The organism is Methylocystis sp. NC52PC (assembly GCF_055698645.1).
On the sequence record NZ_CP170127.1, the window covers coordinates 3024807 to 3048979 of the forward strand.

At 66.4% G+C, this 24173-nt stretch carries 18 protein-coding genes; 10 read left to right on the plus strand and 8 right to left on the minus strand.

The annotated features are described in order from the left end of the window. Window positions 1-1274 precede the first annotated feature (1274 nt). Window positions 1275-1511 (minus strand): hypothetical protein, encoded by a 237-nt coding sequence (locus tag ACETII_RS16680; protein WP_472786237.1) that lies wholly within the window; start codon window positions 1509-1511, stop codon window positions 1275-1277. A 459-nt stretch (window positions 1512-1970) separates the two neighbouring features. Here ACETII_RS16680 and ACETII_RS16685 point away from each other — a divergent pair, with 459 nt between their 5' ends. After that, a complete protein-coding gene (locus ACETII_RS16685; RefSeq protein ID WP_472786238.1) occupies window positions 1971-2174 on the plus strand; it encodes a hypothetical protein in 204 nt (67 codons plus the stop codon). 103 nt (window positions 2175-2277) lie between these two features. Beyond that, on the plus strand, window positions 2278-2580 hold the full coding sequence (locus tag ACETII_RS16690) for a hypothetical protein (RefSeq protein WP_363347866.1): 303 nt from the start codon (window positions 2278-2280) through the stop codon (window positions 2578-2580). Here the strand turns inward: ACETII_RS16690 and ACETII_RS16695 are convergent. From ACETII_RS16695 to ACETII_RS16720, 6 genes are all read right to left on the minus strand, one after another. Next, complete coding sequence (locus ACETII_RS16695; protein WP_472788182.1) at window positions 2577-4493, minus strand: AsmA family protein; 1917 nt, start codon at window positions 4491-4493, stop codon at window positions 2577-2579. The genes ACETII_RS16690 and ACETII_RS16695 overlap by 4 nt on opposite strands. 86 nt (window positions 4494-4579) lie before the next feature. After that, the gene (locus tag ACETII_RS16700; protein ID WP_472786239.1) at window positions 4580-5317 is read right to left on the minus strand and encodes a hypothetical protein; all 738 of its coding nucleotides are present in this window, start codon (window positions 5315-5317) and stop codon (window positions 4580-4582) included. Between the two features lie 96 nt (window positions 5318-5413). Next, window positions 5414-5851 (minus strand): response regulator, encoded by a 438-nt coding sequence (locus ACETII_RS16705; protein ID WP_363347870.1) that lies wholly within the window; start codon window positions 5849-5851, stop codon window positions 5414-5416. Between the two features lie 92 nt (window positions 5852-5943). Then, on the minus strand, window positions 5944-6318 hold the full coding sequence (locus ACETII_RS16710; RefSeq protein WP_363347872.1) for a DUF423 domain-containing protein: 375 nt from the start codon (window positions 6316-6318) through the stop codon (window positions 5944-5946). A 22-nt stretch (window positions 6319-6340) separates the two neighbouring features. Then, window positions 6341-7879 carry an undecaprenyl-phosphate glucose phosphotransferase gene (locus tag ACETII_RS16715; RefSeq protein WP_472786240.1) on the minus strand — a complete coding sequence of 513 codons (1539 nt, stop codon included), beginning with the start codon at window positions 7877-7879 and terminating at the stop codon, window positions 6341-6343. A gap of 115 nt (window positions 7880-7994) precedes the next feature. Beyond that, window positions 7995-8591 (minus strand): polysaccharide biosynthesis/export family protein, encoded by a 597-nt coding sequence (locus ACETII_RS16720; protein ID WP_472786241.1) that lies wholly within the window; start codon window positions 8589-8591, stop codon window positions 7995-7997. Between the two features lie 228 nt (window positions 8592-8819). Here ACETII_RS16720 and ACETII_RS16725 point away from each other — a divergent pair, with 228 nt between their 5' ends. Then, window positions 8820-10907, plus strand: coding sequence for a GumC family protein (locus tag ACETII_RS16725; protein ID WP_472786242.1), 2088 nt, complete (start codon window positions 8820-8822; stop codon window positions 10905-10907). A gap of 3 nt (window positions 10908-10910) precedes the next feature. On the opposite strand, the gene ACETII_RS16730 is transcribed toward ACETII_RS16725, so the two are convergent. Next, window positions 10911-12050 (minus strand): GNAT family N-acetyltransferase, encoded by a 1140-nt coding sequence (locus ACETII_RS16730; RefSeq protein WP_472786243.1) that lies wholly within the window; start codon window positions 12048-12050, stop codon window positions 10911-10913. Window positions 12051-12105: 55 nt separating this feature from the next. Between ACETII_RS16730 and ACETII_RS16735 the strand changes: the two genes are divergently transcribed. The 7 genes from ACETII_RS16735 to clcA all read left to right on the plus strand — a co-directional run bounded on the left by ACETII_RS16735 (window position 12106) and on the right by clcA (window position 24156). Then, entirely contained in the window at window positions 12106-13161 is a 1056-nt protein-coding gene (locus tag ACETII_RS16735; protein ID WP_472786244.1) for a polysaccharide deacetylase family protein, read from the plus strand. Window positions 13162-13256: 95 nt separating this feature from the next. Next, complete coding sequence (locus ACETII_RS16740; protein WP_472786245.1) at window positions 13257-14492, plus strand: M48 family metallopeptidase; 1236 nt, start codon at window positions 13257-13259, stop codon at window positions 14490-14492. Between the two features lie 133 nt (window positions 14493-14625). Continuing rightward, window positions 14626-15933, plus strand: a complete 1308-nt coding sequence (locus ACETII_RS16745; RefSeq protein WP_472786246.1) for a PAS domain S-box protein — start codon at window positions 14626-14628, stop codon at window positions 15931-15933. Between the two features lie 166 nt (window positions 15934-16099). After that, window positions 16100-19393: a transglutaminase family protein gene (locus ACETII_RS16750; protein WP_472786247.1), complete on the plus strand. Its 3294-nt coding sequence runs from the start codon at window positions 16100-16102 to the stop codon at window positions 19391-19393. Continuing rightward, window positions 19383-21899, plus strand: a complete 2517-nt coding sequence (locus ACETII_RS16755; RefSeq protein ID WP_472786248.1) for a circularly permuted type 2 ATP-grasp protein — start codon at window positions 19383-19385, stop codon at window positions 21897-21899. Before ACETII_RS16750 ends, ACETII_RS16755 begins: the two co-directional genes overlap by 11 nt. Continuing rightward, entirely contained in the window at window positions 21896-22783 is an 888-nt protein-coding gene (locus ACETII_RS16760; protein ID WP_472786249.1) for a transglutaminase family protein, read from the plus strand. Before ACETII_RS16755 ends, ACETII_RS16760 begins: the two co-directional genes overlap by 4 nt. After that, window positions 22780-24156: a H(+)/Cl(-) exchange transporter ClcA gene (gene clcA, locus ACETII_RS16765; protein WP_472786250.1), complete on the plus strand. Its 1377-nt coding sequence runs from the start codon at window positions 22780-22782 to the stop codon at window positions 24154-24156. Before ACETII_RS16760 ends, clcA begins: the two co-directional genes overlap by 4 nt. Window positions 24157-24173 lie beyond the last annotated feature (17 nt).

Sequence of the window (24173 nt, forward strand, 5' to 3'; positions counted from 1 at the left end):
TTTTCGGCGTCAGAACGCCGTCAAAAATCAGTGTAGAAAAATTACATTTTCGTTTCGCAGACACCGCGCTTTATGTAGTGTCAAAAAATGAGAGGAATGCCCCACCGCTTGCGCAGTGAGGCACCCCTCTCCGGTCTATCCTCCCATCCACCTGGCAAGGTGCAGGAGAAAGAGGCCGCCATACAGGAGAACTTCCGCGAGCTCGGGGCTCATGGTTGGACACCTCCGTTCTTAGAGGGCTCGGCAGTTGCAGCTGCCGAGCCCTTGCTTGTAGGGACTGTCCCCACAACCCAGGCGTAACGCCTTTTGCTGGATTTGGATAGCGTTTATACGGGCCGGAGAAGGACTCTTCCCCAGCGACGTGACATGTGTGGAGAGAAGATTTTCACGACGGTGGCTCAGGGCCTGGAAAGCGCCAGCCGCCGCGCTGATCCAGCGGCGGAGTCTTACCGCGCGTCGCCTTGTAGAAGCGGCTCCAGGCTTCCCACTCGCGAGTGCCGTATTCGATCCAAATGAGACCCCCGCAGTCCGGGGGTCTGACCAAGCCCCGGACTTCGGGGCTTGATCTTAAGTCCCCGGACTCCGGGGACTTAAATTCGCGCCAGCGGCTTTCACTGAGCCACCTTGCCGCGCCCATGACGTAACGGGGCTCTTTGCCTATGCAGGCATCCCTGTAGCGCTCCGCCGCTGCGATGATCGTGGAGGCAGGGGCGCGCGCCAGGGCGCGCCCCCAGGCAAGCCGAGCAGCCTCTACATGGTGACCGCCGGAGCGCTCGGGGAAGGCTAGGAGGAAGATATCGAACTCGGTCATGTCGGCTCTCGTACATTAGGTCAAAGCTTCCCCTTCCCGAGGTCCCCGGCCCGATCCAATCGGAGCCGAGACGGGATGCTGAACCGAGATCGCGGTATCCGACGCGTGCCCGATATCGGGGGCCAGCCGCCCGGCCGGCGCGCTTACTCCACGCCGTGAGTCCGCCGCCTTTCCGCGACGGTCGTGCCGTTGTTCTTCGCGTCTTCTGAATCGCCCAATCTCAAGCGGCGATGCGGCCCGGGAATCCGTGGTCGTAGGTGTCACCCTTCCACGGCAAGGAAGCCCCGCGTCGTGCGCGCCCGCGCGTAAGGCGCGGGCGGTCCTTGGCGCTGTCCCTCGCTCAATCGGCCGTCACGCGGCCGGGCTCCTGACGACTATCTTCGCCGGTAAAGGGCAGGGATTTTTTGAGAAGAAGGCGCTTGCAACGCCCAACCCCTCTTGGGGGGCGCCAACTAAGCGGCGCCTATTCCTGCCCCGTCGAAAACAGCTGCTTGTCGGCTTTCAGCTGAGTGGCGAGCGCATCGTGAAGGGCGCGGACGTCCTTCACAATTTCGCCCGCAATCCACTGAAGCGCCTGCGCCTCGTCTGGAGCTAGGTGGCTTGCTGCGAGACCGTCAGCGATCAGGTCGAGACAGCGGGCCTTTTCCAAGGCCCGGCAGACGCATTCGTAAATGTCGATCGTTTGGAGCGGCTCAGCCATGACGCAGCCCTCCAGAGAGAGCGGCCAGGGCGGCGACGGACATGGCGAGCTGGACGTATGGCGCTGCGAAGACGGCCATTGCAACGAGGCACGGTCTGTGAGACTCTCGCGCCTGAAGGTTGTGGAAGGCCTTCGTCTTCTGATTGCCGCCGTCCTGGTTCCCCGCCAGGGCGGCGCTTCGGTTTGTAGGGTCTGGCGGTTCCGCCGGTCCTTGTGATATGAGCCGATCAGGTGCGGGGGCCGAGGAAAAAGCCGCAATGAATTCAATATCGCTACTTTCCCCGCACCTTGGGGTTAAGCCATTGAATTCACTGATAGGCGCAAGTGCCTCCGAGGCCTCCACGCTCCAGCGCGGCATTTTGCAGAAAAATCGCCGGCGCTTTTTATTTTGGGCCGCGCCCGATCTGTTCAGGTCCGCCGTCGCAGAGCGGTTTCGCAACCTACACTGAAGGTGGAAAAATGCTCCATGCTTTGATCGCAGACGCACAGGCCAGGCTCGACGAAGCCCGCCGCCAGCTGCGCCTTGCCGCCGTCAATTTCGACGTTCCGGACGACGAGCTGATCGAGCTGCGCGCCAAGGCCCGCAACGTCTACAACGAACTCGCCGCCCTCGACCGCAAGAAGCTCAAGAAGGGCCTGCTCAGCTTCCTGAAACTCTGGTGATCGGCCGCAAAGGCTGATCCCGACTTGCTTCCTGTGTCGCCGCGCCCTCCATAAGGGTGGGAGAGGGCGCGGCGCCTGTCGCCGCTCGCGACGAGGAAGAAAGATGATCAGCCCGAACACCCCTCCCGGAACGGAGGTCGTCTGCGTCGAGGCGGGGCCCGGACGCTTTGGCGACGGGGGCCTGCGGCGTGGGGCGATTTATACGGTCGAGCGGATCGCGCCGGCGATCAATGGCGGCCACGTGGTCGTCTTGAGCGAAATCCCCCCGTGGCAGACCTATACGCCGCCCTGGGGGCTTGTCGGCATCGGCTTCGAATTGCGACGCTTCCGCTACCTCGATCTTCCGGCCTCCCTGACCAATCTCCTCGAAGAAGCGCCCCGCGAAGTCGAGGTCGAAGACGCTTAGCGCGGCTCTTCGGCCGGCGGCTCAGGCAGCAAAGGCGCAGCGGCGCCCGACCGCCGGATGAAGGCCTTCGGGTCCGGCGCGATTTTCAACTCGTCCCACGGCCCGGCGAGATCGAACGCGATCTGTAAGCCTTTGTCGCGCGGCTTGCCCATCGCGTCGGCCTCGCGGGCGGCGGCTTTGACGGCGAGGCTGCGCTCGGCGAGATTGGCGGCGCCGGTGAAATTCAGGGTGAAGCCGGGACCGCTGGCGACGCCGTCCTCCAGCGTCGCGACGCCGCCTTCGATCAGCAGCGTCGCCTGAGCCCGGGTCAGCGGCGAACTGCCGGAACGAATGTCCTGAGCGCTCGATAAGGGGCGCTTTTCGAAACGGCGCAGCGCCCGGTCGAAATCGACGCCGGCGATTTCTCCGTCGGTCAGGGTCAAGCTCGCTCGCCCGTTGAGGCTGCGCACCATATCGGCGACGCTCTCGCCGTGGGCGTCGACGGTCACCATGGAATCAAGCCCGCCGCCTACCGCCTCCTTCCCGAAGGAGTCCCAGAGCAGGGCGCGGGCGTCCACGCCGGCCGTCTGGGCCACGGCGTGCATGGAGAGGTCGCGCCCGGCCGGCTTGAAGGAGAAGCGCGCCTTGAGGCGGCCGCGATAGGCCTCGGCTTCGGCCAGCGACAGATCGAGCGCCCCATCGCGAAGCGCTGCGGTCATACTGGCGCCGTCGAGCGTGAGCCGCCCGAACCGCGCATGGCGCGCGGCGATCTTTACGTCGACGTCGGCCCCCGTGAGATCGGGCAGGTCGAGCGGCTTCGGGCTCCATTGACCGTCGGGCCCGACCAAAGGCGGCGCGTCCGCAAGCAAGGGCTTCAAGGCCACGAAATCGCTTTTCAGCGTGGCGCACACATAGGGCCGGCCGTCTTCCTGACGCACCGTCAGCTCCCCGTCGAAGGCGTTGCCGTCGACGAGCACGCGCAAATCCCTGAACGCCGCCTCACGGGGCGCAATCGTCGCCTGCGCCGAAAATTCGGCGTCGCCGAAGGGGCCGGGAAAGGGCGCCTCCACGGTGAAGAGCGCCAGCGCCTCCCGCGCCGACGCGGCGGAGCCGGCGACCCGTCCCGAAAAGCGCGCATTGGCGCCGCTTTGCGCGACCCCCTGCGCTTCGAGGCGCATGCTTTCGCCGTCGATCCGGGCCGTGACGACGGAAGCGTCGCCGCGCAGGAACATGCCGGGCCGCGCGACCCAAAACACCAGCTGCAGCCGCTCGCCGCGCCAATCGAGCGCGCTCGTCAGAAGCGCGTGCTCGCCGACCTTGCGCCAATCGAGCGTCGCTGAAATGCGATCGGCGGCGTAATCGACGCCCTCCCGCCGCAGGCGCAGCGCGCCGTCGACGATATGGACGAGCCCAAGCCGGAAATCGTCGGCTTTTTGCGCCGCCATGCTGCCGGCCTGCGCGGCGGCGGCGTGCGTTGCGGCCCCCGGCGCGTCGATGGGCGCGGCGTCGAGATCGACCCGGGCGCGCGGGCGCGTCAGCGTCGCCGAGTCGAGCTCCAGCCTGCCGGCAAAAAGCGGCAGCAGCTTGAGATTGCCCCGAAGCTCGGTCGCCTCAATCTGAAGCGCCTTATTGCGGTCGGCGAAGGCGACGCCGCTCATGACCAGATGCGGGCGGGGCGTCAAGAACAGCCGGGGACCTTCGCGCGCCGCGACGTAAAGGCCGGTGGCCTCATTGATCTGCCGCGTGACCGCCGCGAGCGTGGCGGCCGGCGAGTAGAGCCATGTCGCCAGCCCCGCGGCGACGCCGAAAAGGACAAGAATCGTTGCCGCTACGCCGACGAGCAGGCGCCGCACCCCACCCGCATAGCCGCGCGCCGGCCGGCGCGACTCGCTGGAGGGGCGGCGCCCCGCCTGGGAAAGATGGTCTTCGGCCACGACGGGCAAGCGCTATTCTCCCACGCCAAGTCCCCATCCTTTCTCGCGGGCAAGCGCGGCGAGAAAGTGGCGGGGCGGCGGAGCGTTCAGAGATCAGCCGGCGCGCGGCCAAGCGGCGTTTTCACGACGCGGTCGATCTCATTGAGCGCGCTCCTGTTGGCGAGCGGCGCGCCGGCCTGCGCCAACGAGACGAAATCTGTCTCCTTGTAGGGGGCGTGGCTGCCGTAGCGGAGAACGCGAACGCCCTCCGGGGTCACCACCGTGTCGCCGGGCCGAAGCGTGGGATCGGCGTAGAAGGCGGCTGCTGGGGCCGCCGCGCCGTGCGCCGCAGCCGGAGGCGCCGCCCCCGTCCGGTCAAGCCGATTTTCCCGCTGCGCGCCTTGTAGCGGGCGATCTCGCCGCGCGGCGCGCATCAATGCGATCGTCGGAGGAGACCAGACGCGAAACATCGGGTTGCGCCCGATCGGAACGGCCTCGGCCATGACGGGACGGCGCTGCGCGACAGCAGACGGGAGGCGATGGGCCACGAACCGACGACGCTCGACCAGCCGTCGGCGGGCCTGCACGTCGTGCGGGCGCTTGGCGAGCCTGAGCCGGCGCGGCGGCGGCTGAAAGAGGTCATAGCGCGGGACGTAGCTGTAATAAATCTCGGCCGCCGGGCGCGAGCGGCTGAAGACGGCGTCGATCAGCCCGCCCGCCGCCTGGCTGACTGGCGCGTCGTAACCGAGCAGCGCGGCGCCGAACAGCGCGCACGCGGCGCCGAGCGCGATCGCCGAGCGCGCGTTGGCGGCGCGGGCGCGCGGGTCGAGGGAAAGGCTGGCCATCGGACGCCCCTTTTAACACAAGCGTAACTATTGGGGACGCTAGACCGGCCTGCGCCCGCCTTCAAGGGCGCGCGCGCCTTTTTTTGGAAAAGCCCTCTATTTCCGGGCGTTCCCCAGCTCTTCGCGCAGGGTGCGCAAGATTTCTTCAACGTAGAATGGTTTTTCCACAATCGCCTGGTTCAGATAGGCTTCGGGCAAACCGGCGCGCCCGTAGCCGGTCGTGAAGACGAAGGGAATGCCGCGCGCGTGGATCACGTCGGCGACCGGGTCGATCCTATCCTGGCCAATATTCACGTCGAGCAGAGCGAGGTCGAAGGACGAGGTCTGCGCCAGCCGCAGGGCCTGCGGGATCGTGCGCGCCGCGCCCGCGACGATCAGACCAAAGTCGGCGAGCGTTTCCTCGAGCGCGAGCGTAATATAAGGATCGTCTTCGACAATAAGCACCCTGCGTCCGAGCAGCAGGTCGCCCGGGCGTTGCGCCGCATCGCTCGATGCGCCGCCAGAACGGGGGTCGGGCGCGTCCGAGACAGACATGCCCGTGAGGGTGAGCCTGTTTTTGGGACAAGTCCAGCATATGCGCGAGTGCCCCGCGAGCAACTCCTCGACTGTTGCTTTTTCGTCGCAGTTCAACTGCGGCGTGTGATCCCCATGGCGCCCCACGCCGCCAGCGCGAGCCAGGCCAGAATCGTCAAAGAGCCGCCGGTTGGCGCGGCGAGGGGAAAGAGCTTGCCGCCGAAATAGACGCGCGCCGCAAGGTCTGCCGAAAACAGCGTCACGCCCGTCTGAAGCGCCAGCGCCGCGGCGACGAAAAGGCGGCGCGCCGGCGCCCCGGCGCCGGCGAGCGCCGCGAGGGCGAGGCCGGCGGCGGCGTGGATCAGCAGAAATTGGCTTGCAGTGGACAGCAGGGGATTGGCGTCGACATGAGCGGCGGCGGCGGCGAGCGACACGCCGGCCGCGCCCTGAAGCGCCGCGATGGTTGCGATGATCGACGGCAGGTTCAAAGCGAGCGCTCCGACGAGGTTCTCAACAGGCGTTCTCCACCTTGAGGAGGGCCAAGGGGGTCATGACGAGGATATAGATGTCCAGCAGAATCGACCAGTTCTCGATATAGTAGAGATCGAACTCCACGCGCTTCTGGATTTTTTCCTGCGTGTCGGTCTGGCCGCGCCATCCGTTGATCTGCGCCCAGCCGGTAATGCCGGGCTTGACCCGATGGCGCGCAAAATAGCCGTCGACGACTTCATTGTAGAGGAAATCACCCGCGCGCGCGACGATGGCGTGGGGGCGCGGGCCGACGAGCGACAGATTGCCTTTGAACACGACGTTGAAGAGTTGCGGCAGCTCGTCGAGAGACGTCTTGCGGATGAAACGGCCGACGCGCGTCACGCGCGCATCGTCGCGGGTGACCTGCCTTTGCGCCAAAGGGTCCTGAGCGTCGGCGTAGAGCGAACGAAACTTGTAAACCTCGATCACTTCATTATTGAAGCCATGACGTCGCTGCTTGAACAAGATCGGCCCTGGCGAGTCGAGCTTCACGGCAAGCGCAACGGCGATCAGGATCGGGGACGCCACGGCGAGACAGAGCCCGCCGACGACCTTGTCGAAAATATATTTCGCTACAACGTCCCAATCGGCGATCGGCTTGTCGAAGACGTCGATGACCGGAACATCGCCGATATAGGAGTACGAGCGCGGGCTGAAACGCAGTTTGTTCGTATGCGCGGCGAGGCGGATGTCGATCGGCAACACCCAAAGCTTGCGCAGCATATGCAGCAGGCGCGTCTCGGCGGAGATCGGCAGGGTGAAGATGATGAGATCGATGCGGGTGTGGCGCGCAAATTCCACCAGCTCGTCGACCGTGCCGAGCTTGGGATAGCCGACGACGACATCGGGCGAGCGCGCGTCGGCGCGGTCGTCGAACAGCCCCAGGATGCGCAGATCGCTGTCATCCTGCGCCGCGAGCGCCCGCAGCACCGGATCGGCCAGCGCGCCGCCGCCGACGATGACCGTACGCCGATCGAGCTTCCCCGAACGGGTGAGCCGGCGCGTCACGACGGCGAGCGCCGCGCGCTCCAGCGCCAGCAGGGCCAATCCGACGCCGTACCAGCCGAGCAGCCAGACGCGCGAAAAGACGCCGTCGAGCTTGAGGAAGAAGACCGCGGCCAGCGCCGCCACAAAGACCATCGACCAGCCCGCGGCGATTTTCAGTCCATGGCGAACCGGCGCGCGAAAGGACGCTGTTGTGTAGAGGTCGAAAGACTGGAAAGCGACAATCGCGGCCGCAGACATCACCGGGGTCGCGACGTAATAGTCGACCGATTCTTCCCAGTAGCTTCCGACGTAAAGCTTATGAAGGAGCAGGCCGGCCGCGAGCAGCATCGAAAATTCGACAAGCCGGACGACGCCCGTCAGCACGACTGTGGAATAGGACTTGCCGGGCGCGCCTTTGCTGGCGATTTCAGCGAGACGCGGCGCCAGCGCATGCGTCTTGTGCAGGCCTTGTCCCTCTTGGTTGGGATCGGGCGGGACGTTCTTCAGATCGTCGAGGCCAAAGCCGTCCATGTCTCGCTTTCCATTTGTTGCCGGAGCCGCGGGATAAGCGCCTCCTGCCATTATGCGCAAAGGGTTTAGAAAGGGCTTCCTCGCAAGAAGCCCGCGCAAGCGGGCGCCCATGAAATCAGAAAATCCGCTCGCGAACGGTAAGCGTGTCGCCCGGACGCACCGGCGCGTCGAGCGGCACGCGGCCGGTGACGGGAACGCCGTCGACGATGCGCGTCAGGTCGACGCCGCCTTGATAGCCGCGTGGTCCGAAGCCGCCTGCGATGGCGATCGCCGTGCGCACCGTCATGCCTTCCACAAAGGGGAACTGGCCTGCGTTCGTCACTTCGCCGAGCACGAAGAAGGGACGGAAGGCCTCCACTTCGACCGAAACGCGCGGCTCGCGTACATATCCGTCGCGCAGGCGCGCGGCGATTTCACGCTCCACCTCGGGAACGGTGCGGCCTTGTGCGGGAACAGAGCCGATCAGCGGCATGGCGATGCGCCCGGCGCCGTCGACCGCGTAGGCGTTGGAAAGCGAATCCTGCCCGAAAACGATCACGCGCAGACGATCGCCGGCGGACAGCGTATAAGCCTCTGCGGTCGACGCGGCATAGAGTTCCGGTCGGTAATCGCCCGGCGCGGCGCAGGCCGACAGGAAGGCGCTGGCGAGGGCCGCTACAGGCAGGAGCAAGCGCGTCGCGGCGATCCGCTTTGGGGCCTCGGGTCTCGGCATCCTTCGATCCGTCTCGATCAACAAGAGGCGTTTTTCATCGCCTTGGCGCGTCAGGGAGCCCTCGCGCCGAGGAGCCTGCTGAGGGGCCGTCTCGAAGCGCGAGGGACGTTGGCGCCTGTTCGTCGCCACCTTTGTTTTATTGGCTCATGGTTAACAAACTTTGACTTGGCTGTTTAACTGCGTCTCAACCATGTTCCTCTAAACCCGGCGCATCACCCCGGAGCAGCCATGCATGCGCCAATGCAAGACAGGATCGACGCCGACATAAACGAAATCGATCTTGCGCGATTGGGCCGCGTGCTCCTTGTCAAGAAATGGTGGGTGCTGGGGCCGACGCTCGCGGCCTTCTTGGTCTCTTTCCTTTTCGTCAATCTGGTCAAGCCGCGCTATACGTCGGATGCGCGGCTGCTTCTCGAAAATCAGGACAGTTTCTACGCGCGCGTGGACAATGGGGAGCGCGTCGACGCCAATGGCCCCGACGCCGAAGGCGTGCAGAGCCAGATTCAGCTTCTCACCTCACGCGATCTCGCGCGCCGGGCGATCAAGAAAATCGGCCTGCAAGGCGACGTCGAATTCGATCCACTGGCGAATGGGGTTGGCCCCGTGACGCGGCTCATGGCGCTCGTCGGTCTCGTCCGCGACCCGACGCTCATGCCGCCGGATGAGCGCATTCTCGAAAAATTTTCCGAAAAGCTCTCCGTCTTGTCGCCGACCAAGACTCGCGTCCTGTCGATCGAGTTCACTTCCTATAATCCCGACCTCGCGGCGCGCGGCGCCAACGCCGTGGCCGAGGCCTATATCGAGATGCAGCAGGAGGCGAAGAGGGAAATCGCGCGCAGCGCGGCGCAATCACTGGCGACGCTGATCTCCGATCTGCGGACGCGCGTGGCGGAGGCCGAAGCCAAGGTCGAAAAATATCGCGCGGAGACAGGGCTGCTCATCGGCTCGAACAACACCATCGTCCCGACGCAGCAACTCGGCGAACTGAACAACCAGCTTTCCTCGGCGCGCGCCGCTCACGCCGATTCTCAGGCGAAGGCCAGCCTGCTGCGCGACATGCTGCGCCAGAACCGGATCGCCGAAATCCCCGACATCGCCAGCAACGAGTCGCTGAGGCGCATCTTCGAGCAGATCGTCGCGCTGCGGGCGCAACTCGCGCTCGAGTCCCGCACGCTCCTCCCGATGCATCCACGGATCAAGGAACTCGATGCGCAGCTCGCCGATCTGGAGCGGCAATGGCGCGCCGCCGCCGAGCGCGCCGCGCATACGCTGGAGAATGAAGCGCGCATCGCCGCGGCCCGCGTCGAAAATCTGACGCGCGTGTTGAACGATCAGAAGCGCGTCGCCGGCGCGGCGGGCGCGGAAGAGGTGAAGCTGCGGGACCTCGAGCGCGCGGCGCGGCTTCTCAAGGAGCAACTCGAAAGCGAAACGGCAAAATATCAGGAGGCGGTGGCGCGCGAGCGCGTGAAGGCGACGCCGGCTGACGCGCGCATCATTCAGCGCGCGCTGGCGCCGCAGGTCCCGTCCTTCCCGAAGAAAGTCCCCATTGTCCTCTTCGCGACGCTCGCGGGTCTGATCCTTTCGCTCGGCGTCATCCTCGCCGGCGAGCTGCTGACGGGCCGCGCCCGCGTCTTGCCGCCGGCGCACAGCGCCGCGCAGCCGGCGCCGGCCGCCGTCACGCCCGACCGGCGGGAGCCGATTTTTGCCAGACAGGAAAGCGACGCGCCGAAAGACAAGGAGCCGCCCAAAAAAGCGTCGTGGCGCGCCACGCCCGTCGTCGCGCGCCGGATCAGTCCCGCGCGGGCGATCGAGGGCTGCGTCAAAGTGCTGGTGGCGCCCTGTTCGGAGACGGGACCGCGCGCCGAAACGGCGGTCAGTCTCGCGCGTCAGCTTGCGGGGCAGGGACGCGCCCTGCTCGCCGCCGCCGATCCCGGCGCTGCGATGTTCGACGCGCTGGTAAGTCCCGGGTCGGAACGGCGGCCCTGCGGCATGGGAGAGCTCGCGCGCGGCTCCGCCGGCTACGGCGACGCGATCCATCGCGACAAGTCGTCGACGCTGCATGTGCTGCCGGGCGGAGTGGCGGACGGCGCGGGCATGGGCGACCATGCGCTTCTCGTCACCGCCCTGGCTCATGCCTACGACTACCTCATTTTTGCAGCCTCGGCCGATGAGGCGCTGCGCCTTGCGCCGCATGTGGACCTCGCCTTTGTGCTTGGCGAGGACGAAGCGGCGGAGGCGCTGCGCGAAGACCTCGCGGAGATTGGCGTCGAAGCGCACCTTCTCGACGCGTCGGCCTGTGGCGATCTGGCGGCTTAGCGCTCAGCGGCCAAGGAGGGCGACGAGCCTGTAATAGCAACGGACGACCGCGGGCGCATTTTTCGCGCGCCGCTTGAGACGCAGATAGGCGGAGATCAACGGAGCCGCGAGGACGCCGCGCGCGGAGAGCGGGAGGACGACGTCATAGAGCGGTATCGTCTCATCGCAAACGGCGCGCTTGTAACGCGCTTCGCCGACGCCGAGGTCGAAATGCGTCATCCGGCGCGCTGTAAGATTGCGCATCAACGCATGCAGCAGCAGATCACCGGGCGAGCAGCGCGCGATCTCTTCGTCCGTGTCGAAAGAATTGAGCATGGCCGAGAAGCGGCCATTACGCCGCACGCCGGCGTAAGCGGCGACGAAGCGGCCGTCGACCGAGAGCCCGTGAAGCTCGAGGACGCCATCCTCCTGAGCTTCCAGAAGACCGTGGAGAAGCGCCGACAGGCTGCGTCGCCTTGTCGTCCCAACTGCCGCAAAACGCGCGGATTTCTGTTCGAGCAAGGCAGTGACGAGCTCATGGCCGCGTTGTCCGGCGATCTGATGTTCATATGCGACTGGGCCAAGTTCCGCGAGACGCGCCTCCTTCTTCCGCAGCTTCTTGCGCGTCTCCTTCGAGAGCCGCGACGTCAATTCCTCGATCGTCTCGGGCAGAGCCGTCGCATAGCCGAAACTGGCGCTCGGCCGCGCTTCCATGAAAAGGAGAGGGTTGCGAGCGCCTTCGAATTGGCGTGGTTGATTCCGTAGGAAGAGAACATCCGGCGGCGATGGCGCGCGGCGCGCCGCTTCGCGCATGAGCCAGCGCAGACCTGCTTCGTCGTGGCGTCGATCGGGACGCAAAAGCGGCAGATTGAAATTGGCTTCGCGGCCCCCGAGGAATGCGGCAAGAGTCACGGCGCCCTTGCGAATCGTGCACAGCGGCAGAAGCGCGCTCGGACGATCCGCAGCGTCGCGGGCCACGATGAGGTAGGGCGTCACGCCTTCCGAAGCCCCGAAGGCGTCGAACCAGGCTGAAAGAAACTCGAAAGATTGATACGGGCTGATCTTCGCTGTTTGCGACAGCGCCAGCCAATCGGCGCGCGCGTCCTCGAAATGCGTGAAGACGTGGACTGTCGAATAATCGGCGAGATCCGGCAAGGGCGGCATAAGAGAACGTTATCGGATCGGTCCTAAAAAACCTCTTGAGTTGTGGACGGGATCGATGTCCGTTTGGCGCAATAGAGCGATTTCTGCGGCATTGCGGCTGCTTCACGTCAGCGGCGCGCACCGGCTGGCCGCGCCGCTGACGCGGGGGCGCGGCGTCATTTTGACGTTTCACCGGGTCCGGCCAGCCGTTCACGACAGCTTCGCGCCCAATGCGGGCCTTGAGATTTCGCCGCCGTTTCTCGATCTCCTGCTGCATCATTTGCGCGCGCAAGGTTATGCAATTCTATCGCTCGACGACGCGCTCGATGTGGTGCGATCCGCACGGCGACATGCACAGCCCTTCGCGGTGCTGAGTTTCGACGATGGTTATCGAGACCTTGTCGACCATGCGTTGCCCATTCTGGAGCGTCATCGCGCGCCTTTCATCGCCTATCTTACTCCCGGCTTCGCGGACCGTAGCGCGCGGCTGTGGTGGCTCGAACTTGAGGAGTCGATCCGCCGCCTCTCGCATGTCGACATTACCGTTGCGCAGCGGCGCATCGTTAGCCGCTGCGCGTCCCCGCAGGAGAAGCAGGCGGCGTTTACAGAGATTTACTGGGCGATCCGCGACGGCGACGAAGCGGCGCTGCTCGCGGTCGTGGCCGATCTTTCGGCCCGGGCAGGGGTCGACGCGCGCGAAATCGCGACGCACGGCTGTCTGGGTTGGGACGCCATCCGGTCGCTGGCGCAACATGGCCTCGCGACCATTGGCGCGCATTCGCTATCCCATCCGCGGCTCGCGAGACTCGACGCCGCGGCGGCGCGTCGGGAGATGGCCGGGAGCCGGGCGCGCATCAGGGAAGAAACCGGCGTGACGCCGCGCCATTTCTGCTACCCGGTCGGCGACCGGACCTCGGCGGGGCGACGGGAATTCGATCTTGCGGCCGAGCTTGGCTTCGAGAGCGCGGTCACGACGCGGCCGGGATTGATCTTCCCCGAGCATCGCGCGCATCTGCAGGCTCTCCCGCGCCTCTCGGTCAATGGCAGGTTCCAAAGTCTCGCCGCTCTCGACGTTCTGCTCAGCGGCGCGCCCTTCGCGCTTCTCAATCGCGGCCGGCGCGTCGCGGCCTGAGCGGGGAGGGCCGCTCGGGAGCGGCTCCTGGCCTCTCGCAAAGCTGCGCCAGAGTGCGTATATTTTGACCAAGATCAGAAGCGGGAGCTTTCTCCATGAGCCTTATAGGCGTTCTCATTTGCCTCGCCATCGCTTTATCGGCGGGGCTCGGGGTCTATCTTCGCCAGCGCCAGGTCGACACGGTCGCGGCCAACCGGGACGCGGTTCCGGCCGATTTCGCCGGCGAGGTGTCGATCGAAGAGCACCGACGCGCCGCCGATTACACGATCGCGCGCACGCGTTTCGGCATGGTCGAGACGGTCTATGACGCGGCCCTCTCCATCCTCTGGCTCGCGGTCTGGATGGCCCCGGTCTACGCATTCGTCGCCTCCTACATCGACCCCGGACTCACGCGCAGCGTCGCCTTCGTGCTGCTCGTGGCGGGCCTGCTGCATCTCCTCGGAACGCCGTTCTCGCTCGCCAACGCCTTCTGGCTGGAGGAGCGCTTCGGCTTCAACCGGCTCACGCTCCCGACCTTCCTGCTGGACGAAGCAAAAAGCGCGCTCATCGGCGTCGTCATTGCGACGCCGCTGCTTTACGGCATGTTCTGGCTGCTCGGCGCCTTGCCGAACAGCTGGTGGCTTTTCGCCTATGTCGCCTTCATGGTCTTCACCATCGCCATGACCGTGATCTATCCGACGCTGATCGCGCCGCTCTTCAACACATTCACGCCGATGGCGGAGGGGTCGACCAAGGCGCGCATGGAGGCGCTGCTGCAAAAATGCGGCTTCGAGTCCAAGGGGCTTTATGTGATGGACGCCTCGAAGCGCTCCCGTCACGGCAATGCTTATTTCACCGGCTTCGGCAAGGCCAAGCGCATCGTCTTCTTCGATACGCTCTTGGAGAAGCATACGCTCGAAGAGATCGAGTCCATCCTCGCGCATGAGCTTGGCCATTTCAAATTCGGCCATGTCAGGCAGATGATCCTTCAGGCGGCGATCATCGCCTTCATCGGCTTCGCGGCGCTTTACTGGGCGTTTGGATCCGAGACCTTCGCGGGATGGTTCGGCCTGCCGCATGATCCCGGCGTGGTGCTGATCGCGCTGCTTTTCGCCAAGGAGCCGCTTTCGCATCTGCTGCGCCCCTTGCTCGCCGCGCGCTCCCGCAAGAACGAGTTCGAGGCGGACGATTTCGCCCGGCGGATTGTCGGCAAGGAGCCGATGATTTCCGCGCTCACGCGATTGACGCGCGATAATCTCTCGACGCTCACGCCCGATCCGCTCTATGCAAAGTTCTACTTTTCGCACCCGCCGGTCCCTGTGCGCGTGGCGCAGCTAAGGGGCGCCGGGTAGACGACGGCTCGGGCTCTCGGCCCGGCCTTTTTCAACGTCGAGAGCCCTATCGTCTTCGCCTAGGCGCGACACTATCTTCGCCTTATTGGAGGCGCGCCAGGCGATGCGGTCAGACAGGGCGACGAACGCTCTTATGTCGTTCATGGTTGCGCGGCAACGGCCTGCTGTCGCTTACGGCGTGGCCCTTGCAGCGGTGGCGTTGGCCGCATGGGCTCGCTGGCAAGCGAGCGATTTCTTCGTCGAAGGCGTTCCGTTCCTCACCTTTTTCCCCGCCGTCCTCGTGGCGACGGTCGTCGGCGGCGTAGCGGTTGGACTGTTCGCGTCCGCCTGCTCCATGGTCATCGCGTGGTACTGGTTTCTGGCGCCGGCGCATGAATGGGCGCTCGACGGGAAAGACGCGGTCTCGCTAGGCTCCTTCCTGCTTGTTTCGCTGATGATCGCCATTGTCGTCTCGCTGCTTCAGCACGCGGTCGAACGCATCGCGATCCAGGAGCAAAACCTGCGCTCGCTCTTCGATTCGACGCCGAACGGCATCGTCGTCGTGGGGCCGAGTGGGCAAATCGTCGAGGTCAACGCCAGCGGCGAGAGGCTTTTTGGCTATAACCGCGCCGATCTGATTGGCAGTGAGGTAGAGATTCTCGTGCCGCGCACTGTCGCGGCCCTCCATGTCGGGCTGCGCAGGGGTTTTCAAGCGGCGCCCGAGACCCGGCCGATGGGCGCCGGCCGCGATCTCTGCGGGCGACGCAAGGACGGCAGCGAATTTCCGGTCGAGATCGGTCTCACTCCAATGGAGTGGGCTGGCCAAAAAGCCGTTTTGGCGGTTGTCAGCGACATCACCGAGCGAAAGCAGCACGAGGAAAGCCAGGGCGTGCTCGCCCGCGAGCTCGAGCATCGCGTCGGCAATATGTTCGCCGTCATTCTGGCGATGATCCGCCGAACGCTGACAAAAGGCAGAAGCATCGCCGAAGCGGGCGAGCTTCTGACGCAGCGCGTCCAACTTCTGGCTGACGCTTATGCGGTGCTCTCGGAATCGCTGTTCAAGAATATCTCGTTGGACAGGCTGTTCCAGATCGCCATCGGCGGCTTCAAGGATCAGGTCCAGTCCACTGGCGTCGACGTCCGCGTCAACGCCAAGGCCGGGCAGGCCTTCTCCTTCATCGTGCACGAGCTTCTGACGAACGCTGTGAAGCATGGCGCGCTCTCTGTGTCCAGCGGACGCATCGGCGTTCGCAAAGAGATAGAAACTGTCGACGGGCGGCAGGTCCTCGTCTTCGATTGGCAAGAGAGTGGCGGCCCGCCCGCCGCCCCGTCGACGCGCAAGGGATTTGGCAGCTTCATCCTGCTCGACTCGCCCAAGCAGTTCGGCGGGGAGGGACGCGTGGCCTACGACGACAGCGGGCTGCGCTATGAATTGCGGCTGCCGCTCGACGCGATCCGCTGACGCTCAGCCGCACGCATCTTGGGCGCCGCCTGCCTAACTCTCCGTCAGGCTGGGGGAATTACTGGCAAAAGCGTCAACTCTCAGCCAATCGGATTGACGATCCCGCCTGTGCTCCCGCTAAATTCTTTCGCGGCGCACCATGCCGCTTCGCGAAAGGCGCTCCCCTTTGTCGATCCAAGTCGCGCTTCATCACGTCACACATTACAAATACGACCGCCCCGTAGCCCTCGGGCCGCAGGTCGTGCGCCTGAGACCCGCGCCGCATTGCCGGACGCGGGTGACCGGCTACTCGCTGAAAATTCTCCCCACCACGCATTTCATCAACTGGCAGCAGGACCCGCACGGCAACTGGCAGGCGCGGCTGGTGTTTCCCGAGAAGGCGCGGGAATTTAAAATCGAGGTCGATCTCCTGGCGGAGATGGCGGTTTTCAACCCCTTCGACTTTTTCGTCGAGCCCTACGCCGAAGAGTTTCCTTTCGTCTACAAGCCGGAACTGGAGACGGAACTCGCGCCCTATCTCGAAATCGAGCCCGCGGGCCCGGCCTTCGACGCTTATCTCGAAACGATTGCGCGCGAGCCGCTGCGGACGATCGACTTCCTCGTCGATCTCAACGCCAGGCTCCAGCGTGACATTCGCTATGTGATCCGAATGGAGCCGGGCGTGCAGGCGCCGGAGGAGACTCTCGCCCTGCGTTCAGGCTCTTGCCGCGACTCGGCCTGGCTGCTTGTCCAACTTCTGCGCCGGCTCGGTTTCGCCGCGCGCTTCGTTTCCGGCTACCTGATCCAGCTCAAGGAAGACCTCGATCCCATCGAAGGTCCGATGGGAACGGATCACGACTTCACCGACCTTCACGCCTGGGCGGAAGTCTATATTCCCGGCGCGGGCTGGGTCGGGCTCGACGCGACGTCGGGGCTCTTCTGCGGGGAGGGGCATCTGCCGCTGTGCGGAGCGCCGCATTACCGCTCCTGCGCGCCCGTCTCGGGGCTGGTCGAACCCGCCGAATGCAATTTCAATTTCGAGATGCGAGTCGACCGCATCCGCGAGGCGCCGCGCATCACCGCGCCTTTCTCGGACGAGGCCTGGAAGCGGCTCGACGCGCTTGGCGAGAAGGTCGACGCCGACCTCTCCGCGCAGGACGTCCGCCTCACCATGGGCGGCGAGCCGACCTTCGTCTCGATCGATGATTTCCAATCAGCGGAATGGAATACCGCCGCCGTCGGCCCGACGAAGCGCGTGCGCGCCGACGAACTCATCCGGCGCTTACGCGACCGCTTCGGACCGGGCGGCTTTCTGCATTACGGACAAGGTAAATGGTATCCCGGCGAGAGCCTGCCGCGCTGGGCCTTCGCGCTCTATTGGCGCAAGGACGGCAAGCCGATCTGGAACAACCCCGCGCTCGTCTCGGGCATGGGAAGCAACGCCGCGCCCGCCGAGTCCCTCGACGCCGCGCGCTTTTGCTTCGAACTCTCCGAGACGCTTGGCGTCGGCAAGGATTACGTCATCCCGGCCTATGAAGACCCGGCGCATTGGATGTTGAAGGAAGGGGCGCTGCCGATCAACGCAGATCCGAGCGATCCCAAGATCGAAGACCCGGAAGAGCGGGCGCGCATGGTGCGCGTCTTCGAGCGTGGGCTGTCGACGCCGGCGGGCTATGTGTTGCCGGTGCAGCGCTGGAACGCGCGTGGCGAACAGCGGTGGGTCTCGGAACGCTGGCCGCTGCGGCGCGGCAAGTTGTATCTCGCGCCGGGCGACTCGCCCGTTGGTCTGCGCCTGCCTTTGAATGCGCTGCCGTGGGTCCCGCCCTCGGTCTATCCCTACGTCCACAATCAGGACCCGATGGAGGAGCGCGAGGCGCTTCCCGACCCGTCGCATTTTCAGAAAATCTACAGCGAGACGCGCGCGATCGGGCAGGAGATTCGCGGCCAGTCGATCGTCGAGGGCGTGGTGCGCACGGCGCTCGCGGTCGAGCCGCGCGACGGCGTGCTCTGCGTCTTCATGCCGCCCGTGACGCGGCTCGAGGATTATCTGGAGCTGCTTGTCGCCGTCGAGACGACCGCGGCCGATCTCGGCATGCCCTTGCACATCGAAGGCTATCCGCCGCCGGTCGACCCGCGTCTCGAGGTGATCAAGGTGACGCCTGATCCCGGCGTCATCGAGGTCAACATTCACCCCGCCGCCTCATGGCGCGACGCGGTGACGAATACGACCACGCTTTACGAAGAGGCGCGGTTCGCGCGGCTCACCACCAGCAAGTTCATGACCGACGGCCGCTGCGTCGGATCGGGCGGCGGCAATCATGTAGTGCTCGGCGGCGTGCGGCCGGCGGACTCGCCTTTCCTGCGCCGGCCCGATCTCCTCAAGAGCCTCGTGCTCTATTGGCAGCGCCATCCTTCCCTCTCGTACCTGTTCTCCGGCCTTTTCATCGGCCCGACGAGCCAGAGCCCGCGCATCGACGAGGCGCGCCATGACGCGCTGTACGAGCTCGAAATCGCACTCGCCAATACGCCGGGACCCGACGATTGGGGCTATCCGATCTGGCTCGTCGACCGGCTCTACCGCAATCTGCTCGTCGACGTCTCCGGCAATACGCATCGCTCGGAAATCTGCATCGACAAGCTTTATTCGCCGGACGGGCCGACGGGACGCCTCGGCCTCGTCGAGTTCCGCGCCTTCGAAATGCCGCCCGACGCGCGCATGAGCCTTGCGCAGCAATTGCTGCTGCGCGCGCTCGTCGCCTGGTTCTGGCGCGAGCCGCAGGAGGGGAACTGCGTCCGCTGGGGCACGTCGCTGCATGACAAGTTCATGTTGCCGCATTTCGTCTGGGCGGATTTTCTCGGCGTGCTCGACGATCTGGCGCGGGCCGGCTACGCCTTCGAGGCAGAGTGGTTCAAAGCGCAATACGAGTTCCGCTTTCCGCTCGCCGGCTCTGTCGAGCATGGCGGCGTGACGCTCGAAATCCGCCATGCGCTCGAGCCCTGGCATGTGTTGGGGGAGGAAGGCTCCGTCGGCGGCACGGTGCGCTATGTGGATTCTTCCGTCGAACGTCTCGAAGTGAGGGCGAAGCATTTCGTGCCGAACCGCCATGTCGTCGCCTGCAACGGCCGCCGTGTCCCGCTCCACTCGACGGGCGTTCCGGGTGAGGCGGTCGGCGGGGTGCGCTTCAAGGCGTGGCGGCCGGCGTCCGGCATGCATCCGACGATCCCCGTGCACACGCCGCTCACCTTCGACATTGTCGACAGCTGGAGCAATCGCTCTCTGGGCGGCTGCGTCTATCACAGCGCCCATCCCGGCGGGCGCAATTACGACACCTTTCCGGTCAACTTTCACGAGGCGGAATCGCGTCGTCTCTCCCGGTTCCAGGACCATGGCCACACGCCGGGCCGCGTGGAGCCGCCCTTGGAGGAGCCGGCGGACGACTTCCCGCTGACGCTGGATTTACGGAGGCGCTTTGGCCGTTGATCGCGAGGCCGCGACGATTCCAGGCGCCGAGGCGCGGCGGCTGGCCGCCTGGATCGAGGACTACGAACCGATCCCCGGCGTCCCCGACGAGCTGATCGGGGCGGACGGCCGCCCGCGCGCGCAGTGGTCGCGGCTGCTCGAAACCCTCGCCGGTCTCGGGCAAGAGGGAGTCGAGAGCCGTTTCGCCGCCGCTGCGCGGCGCATCAACGACATGGGCGTGACCTATCGCGTTCATGGCGAAACGCGCGAACGACCCTGGCCCCTCAGTCGGCTGCCGCTGCTCGTCACGGAGAGCGAGTGGCGGGACATTGCGGCGGGCGTGGCGCAACGCGCCGAGCTGCTCGACTGCATCTTGCGCGACGTTTATGGCGAAGCGCGGCTCGTGTCCGAAGGCGCTTTGCCGGCGGCGGCGGTGGCGGGCTCGCCCGAGTTCATCCGCCCGATGTGCGGCGTCAAGCCCGTGGGCGGGCGCTGGCTGCGTTTCTATGCGGCCGAGCTGGGGCGGGGGCCCGACGGCAAGTGGTGGGTGCTCGGCGATCGCGCCCAGGCGCCCTCGGGCGCGGGCTACGCCGTCGAGAACCGGCTCATTCTGGCGCGCGCCTTTCCGAGCCTCTACCGCGAGATGCGGGTTCGCCGGCTCGCGGGCTTTTTTCGCGATTTTCGCGCCGGGCTGGTCGCCGCCGCCACACGGGCCGATCCGCGCATCTGCCTGATGACGCCGGGACCGTGGAGCGAGACCTATACGGAGCAGGTCTATCTGGCGCGCTACCTCGGATTTCTTCTCGTGGAGGGCGAGGACCTGGTCGCGAGCGAAGGCAAGCTGCACGTGCGCACGGTCGCTGGCCTGAAGCGCGCCGACGTGCTGTGGCGGCGCGTCGACGCGGACTGGCTCGACCCTTTGGAGGCCAACGCCGCGTCGCGGCTCGGCGTCCCCGGCCTGTTCGAGGCGATCCGCGAGGGCGCCGTGGCGCTCGCCAACATGCCGGGGGCGGGCCTCGTCGAGTCGCGCGCCTTGATGAGCTTCCTGCCGGCGCTGGCGCGACGGCTTTTGGGCGAGGATCTGCGTCTCCCGAATGTTGCGACCTGGTGGTGCGGCCAGGAGGCGGAGCGCGCCGAAATTTTGCGCGACATCGACCAGCGCGCCATCGCCGCCGCCTTCGGCGACACGGCGGAGGGGCTCGAGGACGGCCGCGCGGCGATCGGCGCCGAGCTCGACGCCGAGCATCGCGCGCGGCTGGTCGCCGCCATCAAGCGGCGCGGCATGGACTATGTGGCGCAGGAAGTCGTTCAGCTTTCGACGACCCCAGCCTGGCGCGGCGGGGCGTTGACGCCGCGCCCCTTCACGCTGCGCGTCTTCGCCGCGGCGACGCCCGAGGGCTGGAAGATCATGCCCGGCGGATTTTGCCGCGTGTCCGACCGCCGCGACGCGCGCGCCATCTCGATGGGCGCAGGCGCCAAATCGGCGGATGTCTGGGTCGTCGGCGACGACGGGCCCGAGCCGGCGACGACGCTGCTGCCCGCAACCGACGACGCGCGCATCGTGCGCGTGCCCGGCAACCTGCCGAGCCGCGCCGCCGACAATCTCTTCTGGATGGGCCGCTATCTCGAGCGGGCGGAGGCCAAGCTGCGCGTCGTGCGCTGCCTGTGCAATCGGCTGACCGAGCCGCAGAGCAACGCCATCTTGGGCCGCCAGCCGATCGACCGCTGCGAGCGGCTGCTCGTCGCCTGGGGCGCCGCGGGGCCGGTCGATTCGGCCGATTCCAGCGCGGCCATCGCGCTGACGGCGGCCAGCGACGCGAAATGCTACGGTTCGGCGCGCGCCATTGTCGCGCAGGCGAAGCGCGCCGCCTCGATTGTTCGCGAGCGCCTGTCGCAGGACATCTGGCAATTGCTGGTGCGTCTGGACGCGCGTCTCAATGGCCCCGCCGCGCCGCTCGAACCAGAAATCCTGGAAATGTGCGAAAGAGGGCTGCATACGCTCGCGGCGCTGTCGGGTCTGATGGACGAGAACTTCAACCGCGTGTCGGGTTGGACCTTCATCGATCTCGGCAAGCGCATCGAACGCGCCATCAACACCTGTCGCTACGTGCGGCAGTTCGCCGACGACGATCCGACGCTGGAGACGCTCGACGCGCTCCTGGAGCTCATCGATTCGCAGATCTCCTATCGTTCCCGTTATCTCGCCGGCGCCGCTCTGGCGCCGACGCTCGACATGGCGCTGCTCGATCCTTTCAATCCGCGCTCGGTGGCCTTTCAGGCCCGCCGCATCGACGCGCATCTGGCGGCGCTGCCGGCGCTCGCCGACGACGGGATGATGGAGCCGCAGCGGCGCATCGCCGTATCGCTGCGCGCCGATCTCGAAGCCGAGGACGCGCGCCGCATCGACGGCAAGCGCGTGCTGCTGATCGAACAACGGTTGATGGCGCTCGCCAACGCCGTTTCGGAACGGTATTTCTCTCACGCCAGCGATCCCGCTCCGGCCGACAGGCGCTCGAGATTCGCGTGATCTACGACATCAGCCACGTCACGACCTACAGCTATGAGGCGAGCGTCGCCTCGACGCGCTGCGCCATCCGGCTGACGCCGCGCGACGGCCGCGGCCAGCGGGTCTTGAGAAGCGTAATCGAGGCGACGCCGGTCCCCGAGGCGACGCGAGAGAGCGTCGACTTCTTCGGCAATCGCGTCGTCGAGGCGATGATCCGCGAGCCGCACGCAAGGCTGCGCGTCGCGATGACCGCCCGCGTGGAGGTCAATTGGGACGAGCCGCCCGCGCCGGGCCTGACCCCGCCGTGGGAAAACATCGCGCGCGACGCCTGCGCCCTGAGACGACTGGACAGGGGCACGCCCGCGCACTGGCTCTTCCCCGGCCGCCTGACGCCGCTCCATCCGCCGGCGACGGATTATGCGCGCGAGAGCTTTCCCGCTGGCCGGCCGGTTCTCGAAGGCGCGGCTGAACTGATGGCCCGTATCAAGGAAGACTTCGCCTATGACCCCGAGGCGACTCATGTGGCGACGCCCCTTGCCGAGGCTTTCGAGCGGCGCGGCGGCGTCTGTCAGGATTTCGCGCATATCATGATCGCCGGCCTGCGCGGCCTCGCATTGCCGGCGGCTTATGTCAGCGGCTACATTCGCACCGCGCCGGCCCCCGGCCAGCCGCGTCTCGACGGCGCGGACGCCTCGCACGCCTGGGCGGCGCTCTGGTGCGGCGAGCCCTTTGGCTGGATTCATCTGGACCCGACCAACGCCATGTTCGCCGACGACAACCACATCACCGTCGCGATCGGGCGCGATTACGCGGATGTGTCGCCGATCGACGGCGTCATCGTCGGGGCAGGGCGCCAGGCCCTCGCCGTCAACGTGGACATCAAGGCCGTGAGCGGCGCGTCGTGAACGACGCGCCCCCGCCAGAGCCCGCGCCTCCCATGGGGCGTCTGGAAGGACGCCCGCGAGACGACAGCCTCTGGCGGCGGCGGGAGCAAGGGGAGCCGCCGGCGTCGCCGGACGATCGGATCAGTCTCCTCATCCTCGCGACGCTGGCGCTCGCCGTCGGCGTCGCCGCCGGCGTCGTCGGCGCCTTCTACCGGTTGTCCCTCGACGCCGCCGACAACTTTCGCACGCTCATCGTCGCATGGGCGCAGGGCAGGGCGCTCCTTGGCCTCTTGTGCGTGATCGGACTCTGCGCCCTCGCCGCCGCCCTCGCCGGCTGGCTGGTTCGGCGCTTCTCGCCGCACGCCTCCGGCAGCGGCATCCCGCACGTCGAGGCGGTTCTGCACGGCCAGGCGCCGCCCGCGCCCTTCATCCTGTTGCCGGTAAAATTCTTCGGCGGCGTCCTCGCCATCGGCTCGGGCCTCGCGCTCGGCCGCGAGGGCCCGAGCGTGCAGATCGGGGCGGTGATCGGCCATCTCGTCGGCCAGGCCTCGGGCCGCGATTGGCGGGATTGTCGCGCGCTGCTCGCCGCGGGGGCCGGGGCGGGGCTCGCCACGGCCTTCAATGCCCCCATGGCCGGCGCGGTCTTCGTGCTCGAGGAGCTGGTGCAGAAATTCGAGCACCGCACCGCCATCGCCGCGCTCGGCGCCTCCTCGACCGCCATCGCCACCGCGCATTTCATTCTCGGCGACGCGCCGGAGTTCGCGCTTGCGCCCATCGATTATCCCGCGCCGGCGATCGGCCCGCTGTTCTTCGTGTTCGGCGCGCTCATGGGCTGTCTGGGCGTCTTCTACAATCGGCTGCTGTACGCGACGCTCGCGGCCTATGACAAGACGCCGGTCAAATGGCGCGCGGCGCTGACCGGCGCGGCGGTCGGCGCGCTCGCCTGGTTTGCGCCGGGCGTCGTCGGCGGCGGCGGGAATATCACCCAGGCGGCGCTCTCCGGCTCGCAGGACGTCTTCATCCTGCCCTTCGTGCTCATGCTGAGGTTCGGCCTCGGTTCGGCGTCCTATGCGACCGGGACGCCCGGCGGACTCTTCGCGCCGATGCTGGCGCTGGGCGCCCTCGCCGGTCTCTTCTTCGGCGTCGTTTGCGGCCTGCTGCTGCCGGGGCTTGCCATCCAACCTCAGGCTTTCGCCGTGGTGGGCATGACGGCGCTGTTCACGGCGGCGGTGCGGGCGCCGCTGACGGGCATGGTTCTGGTCACGGAGATGACGGGCAGCGCCGTCTTGCTGCTGCCGATGCTGGCCGCCTGTTTTACGGCCATGCTGGCGCCGACGCTGCTGCGCGAGGCGCCGATCTATGAGGCGTTGCGAGAACGACTGCTACGCCGGTGAAAAGGCGCCGGGGGAGG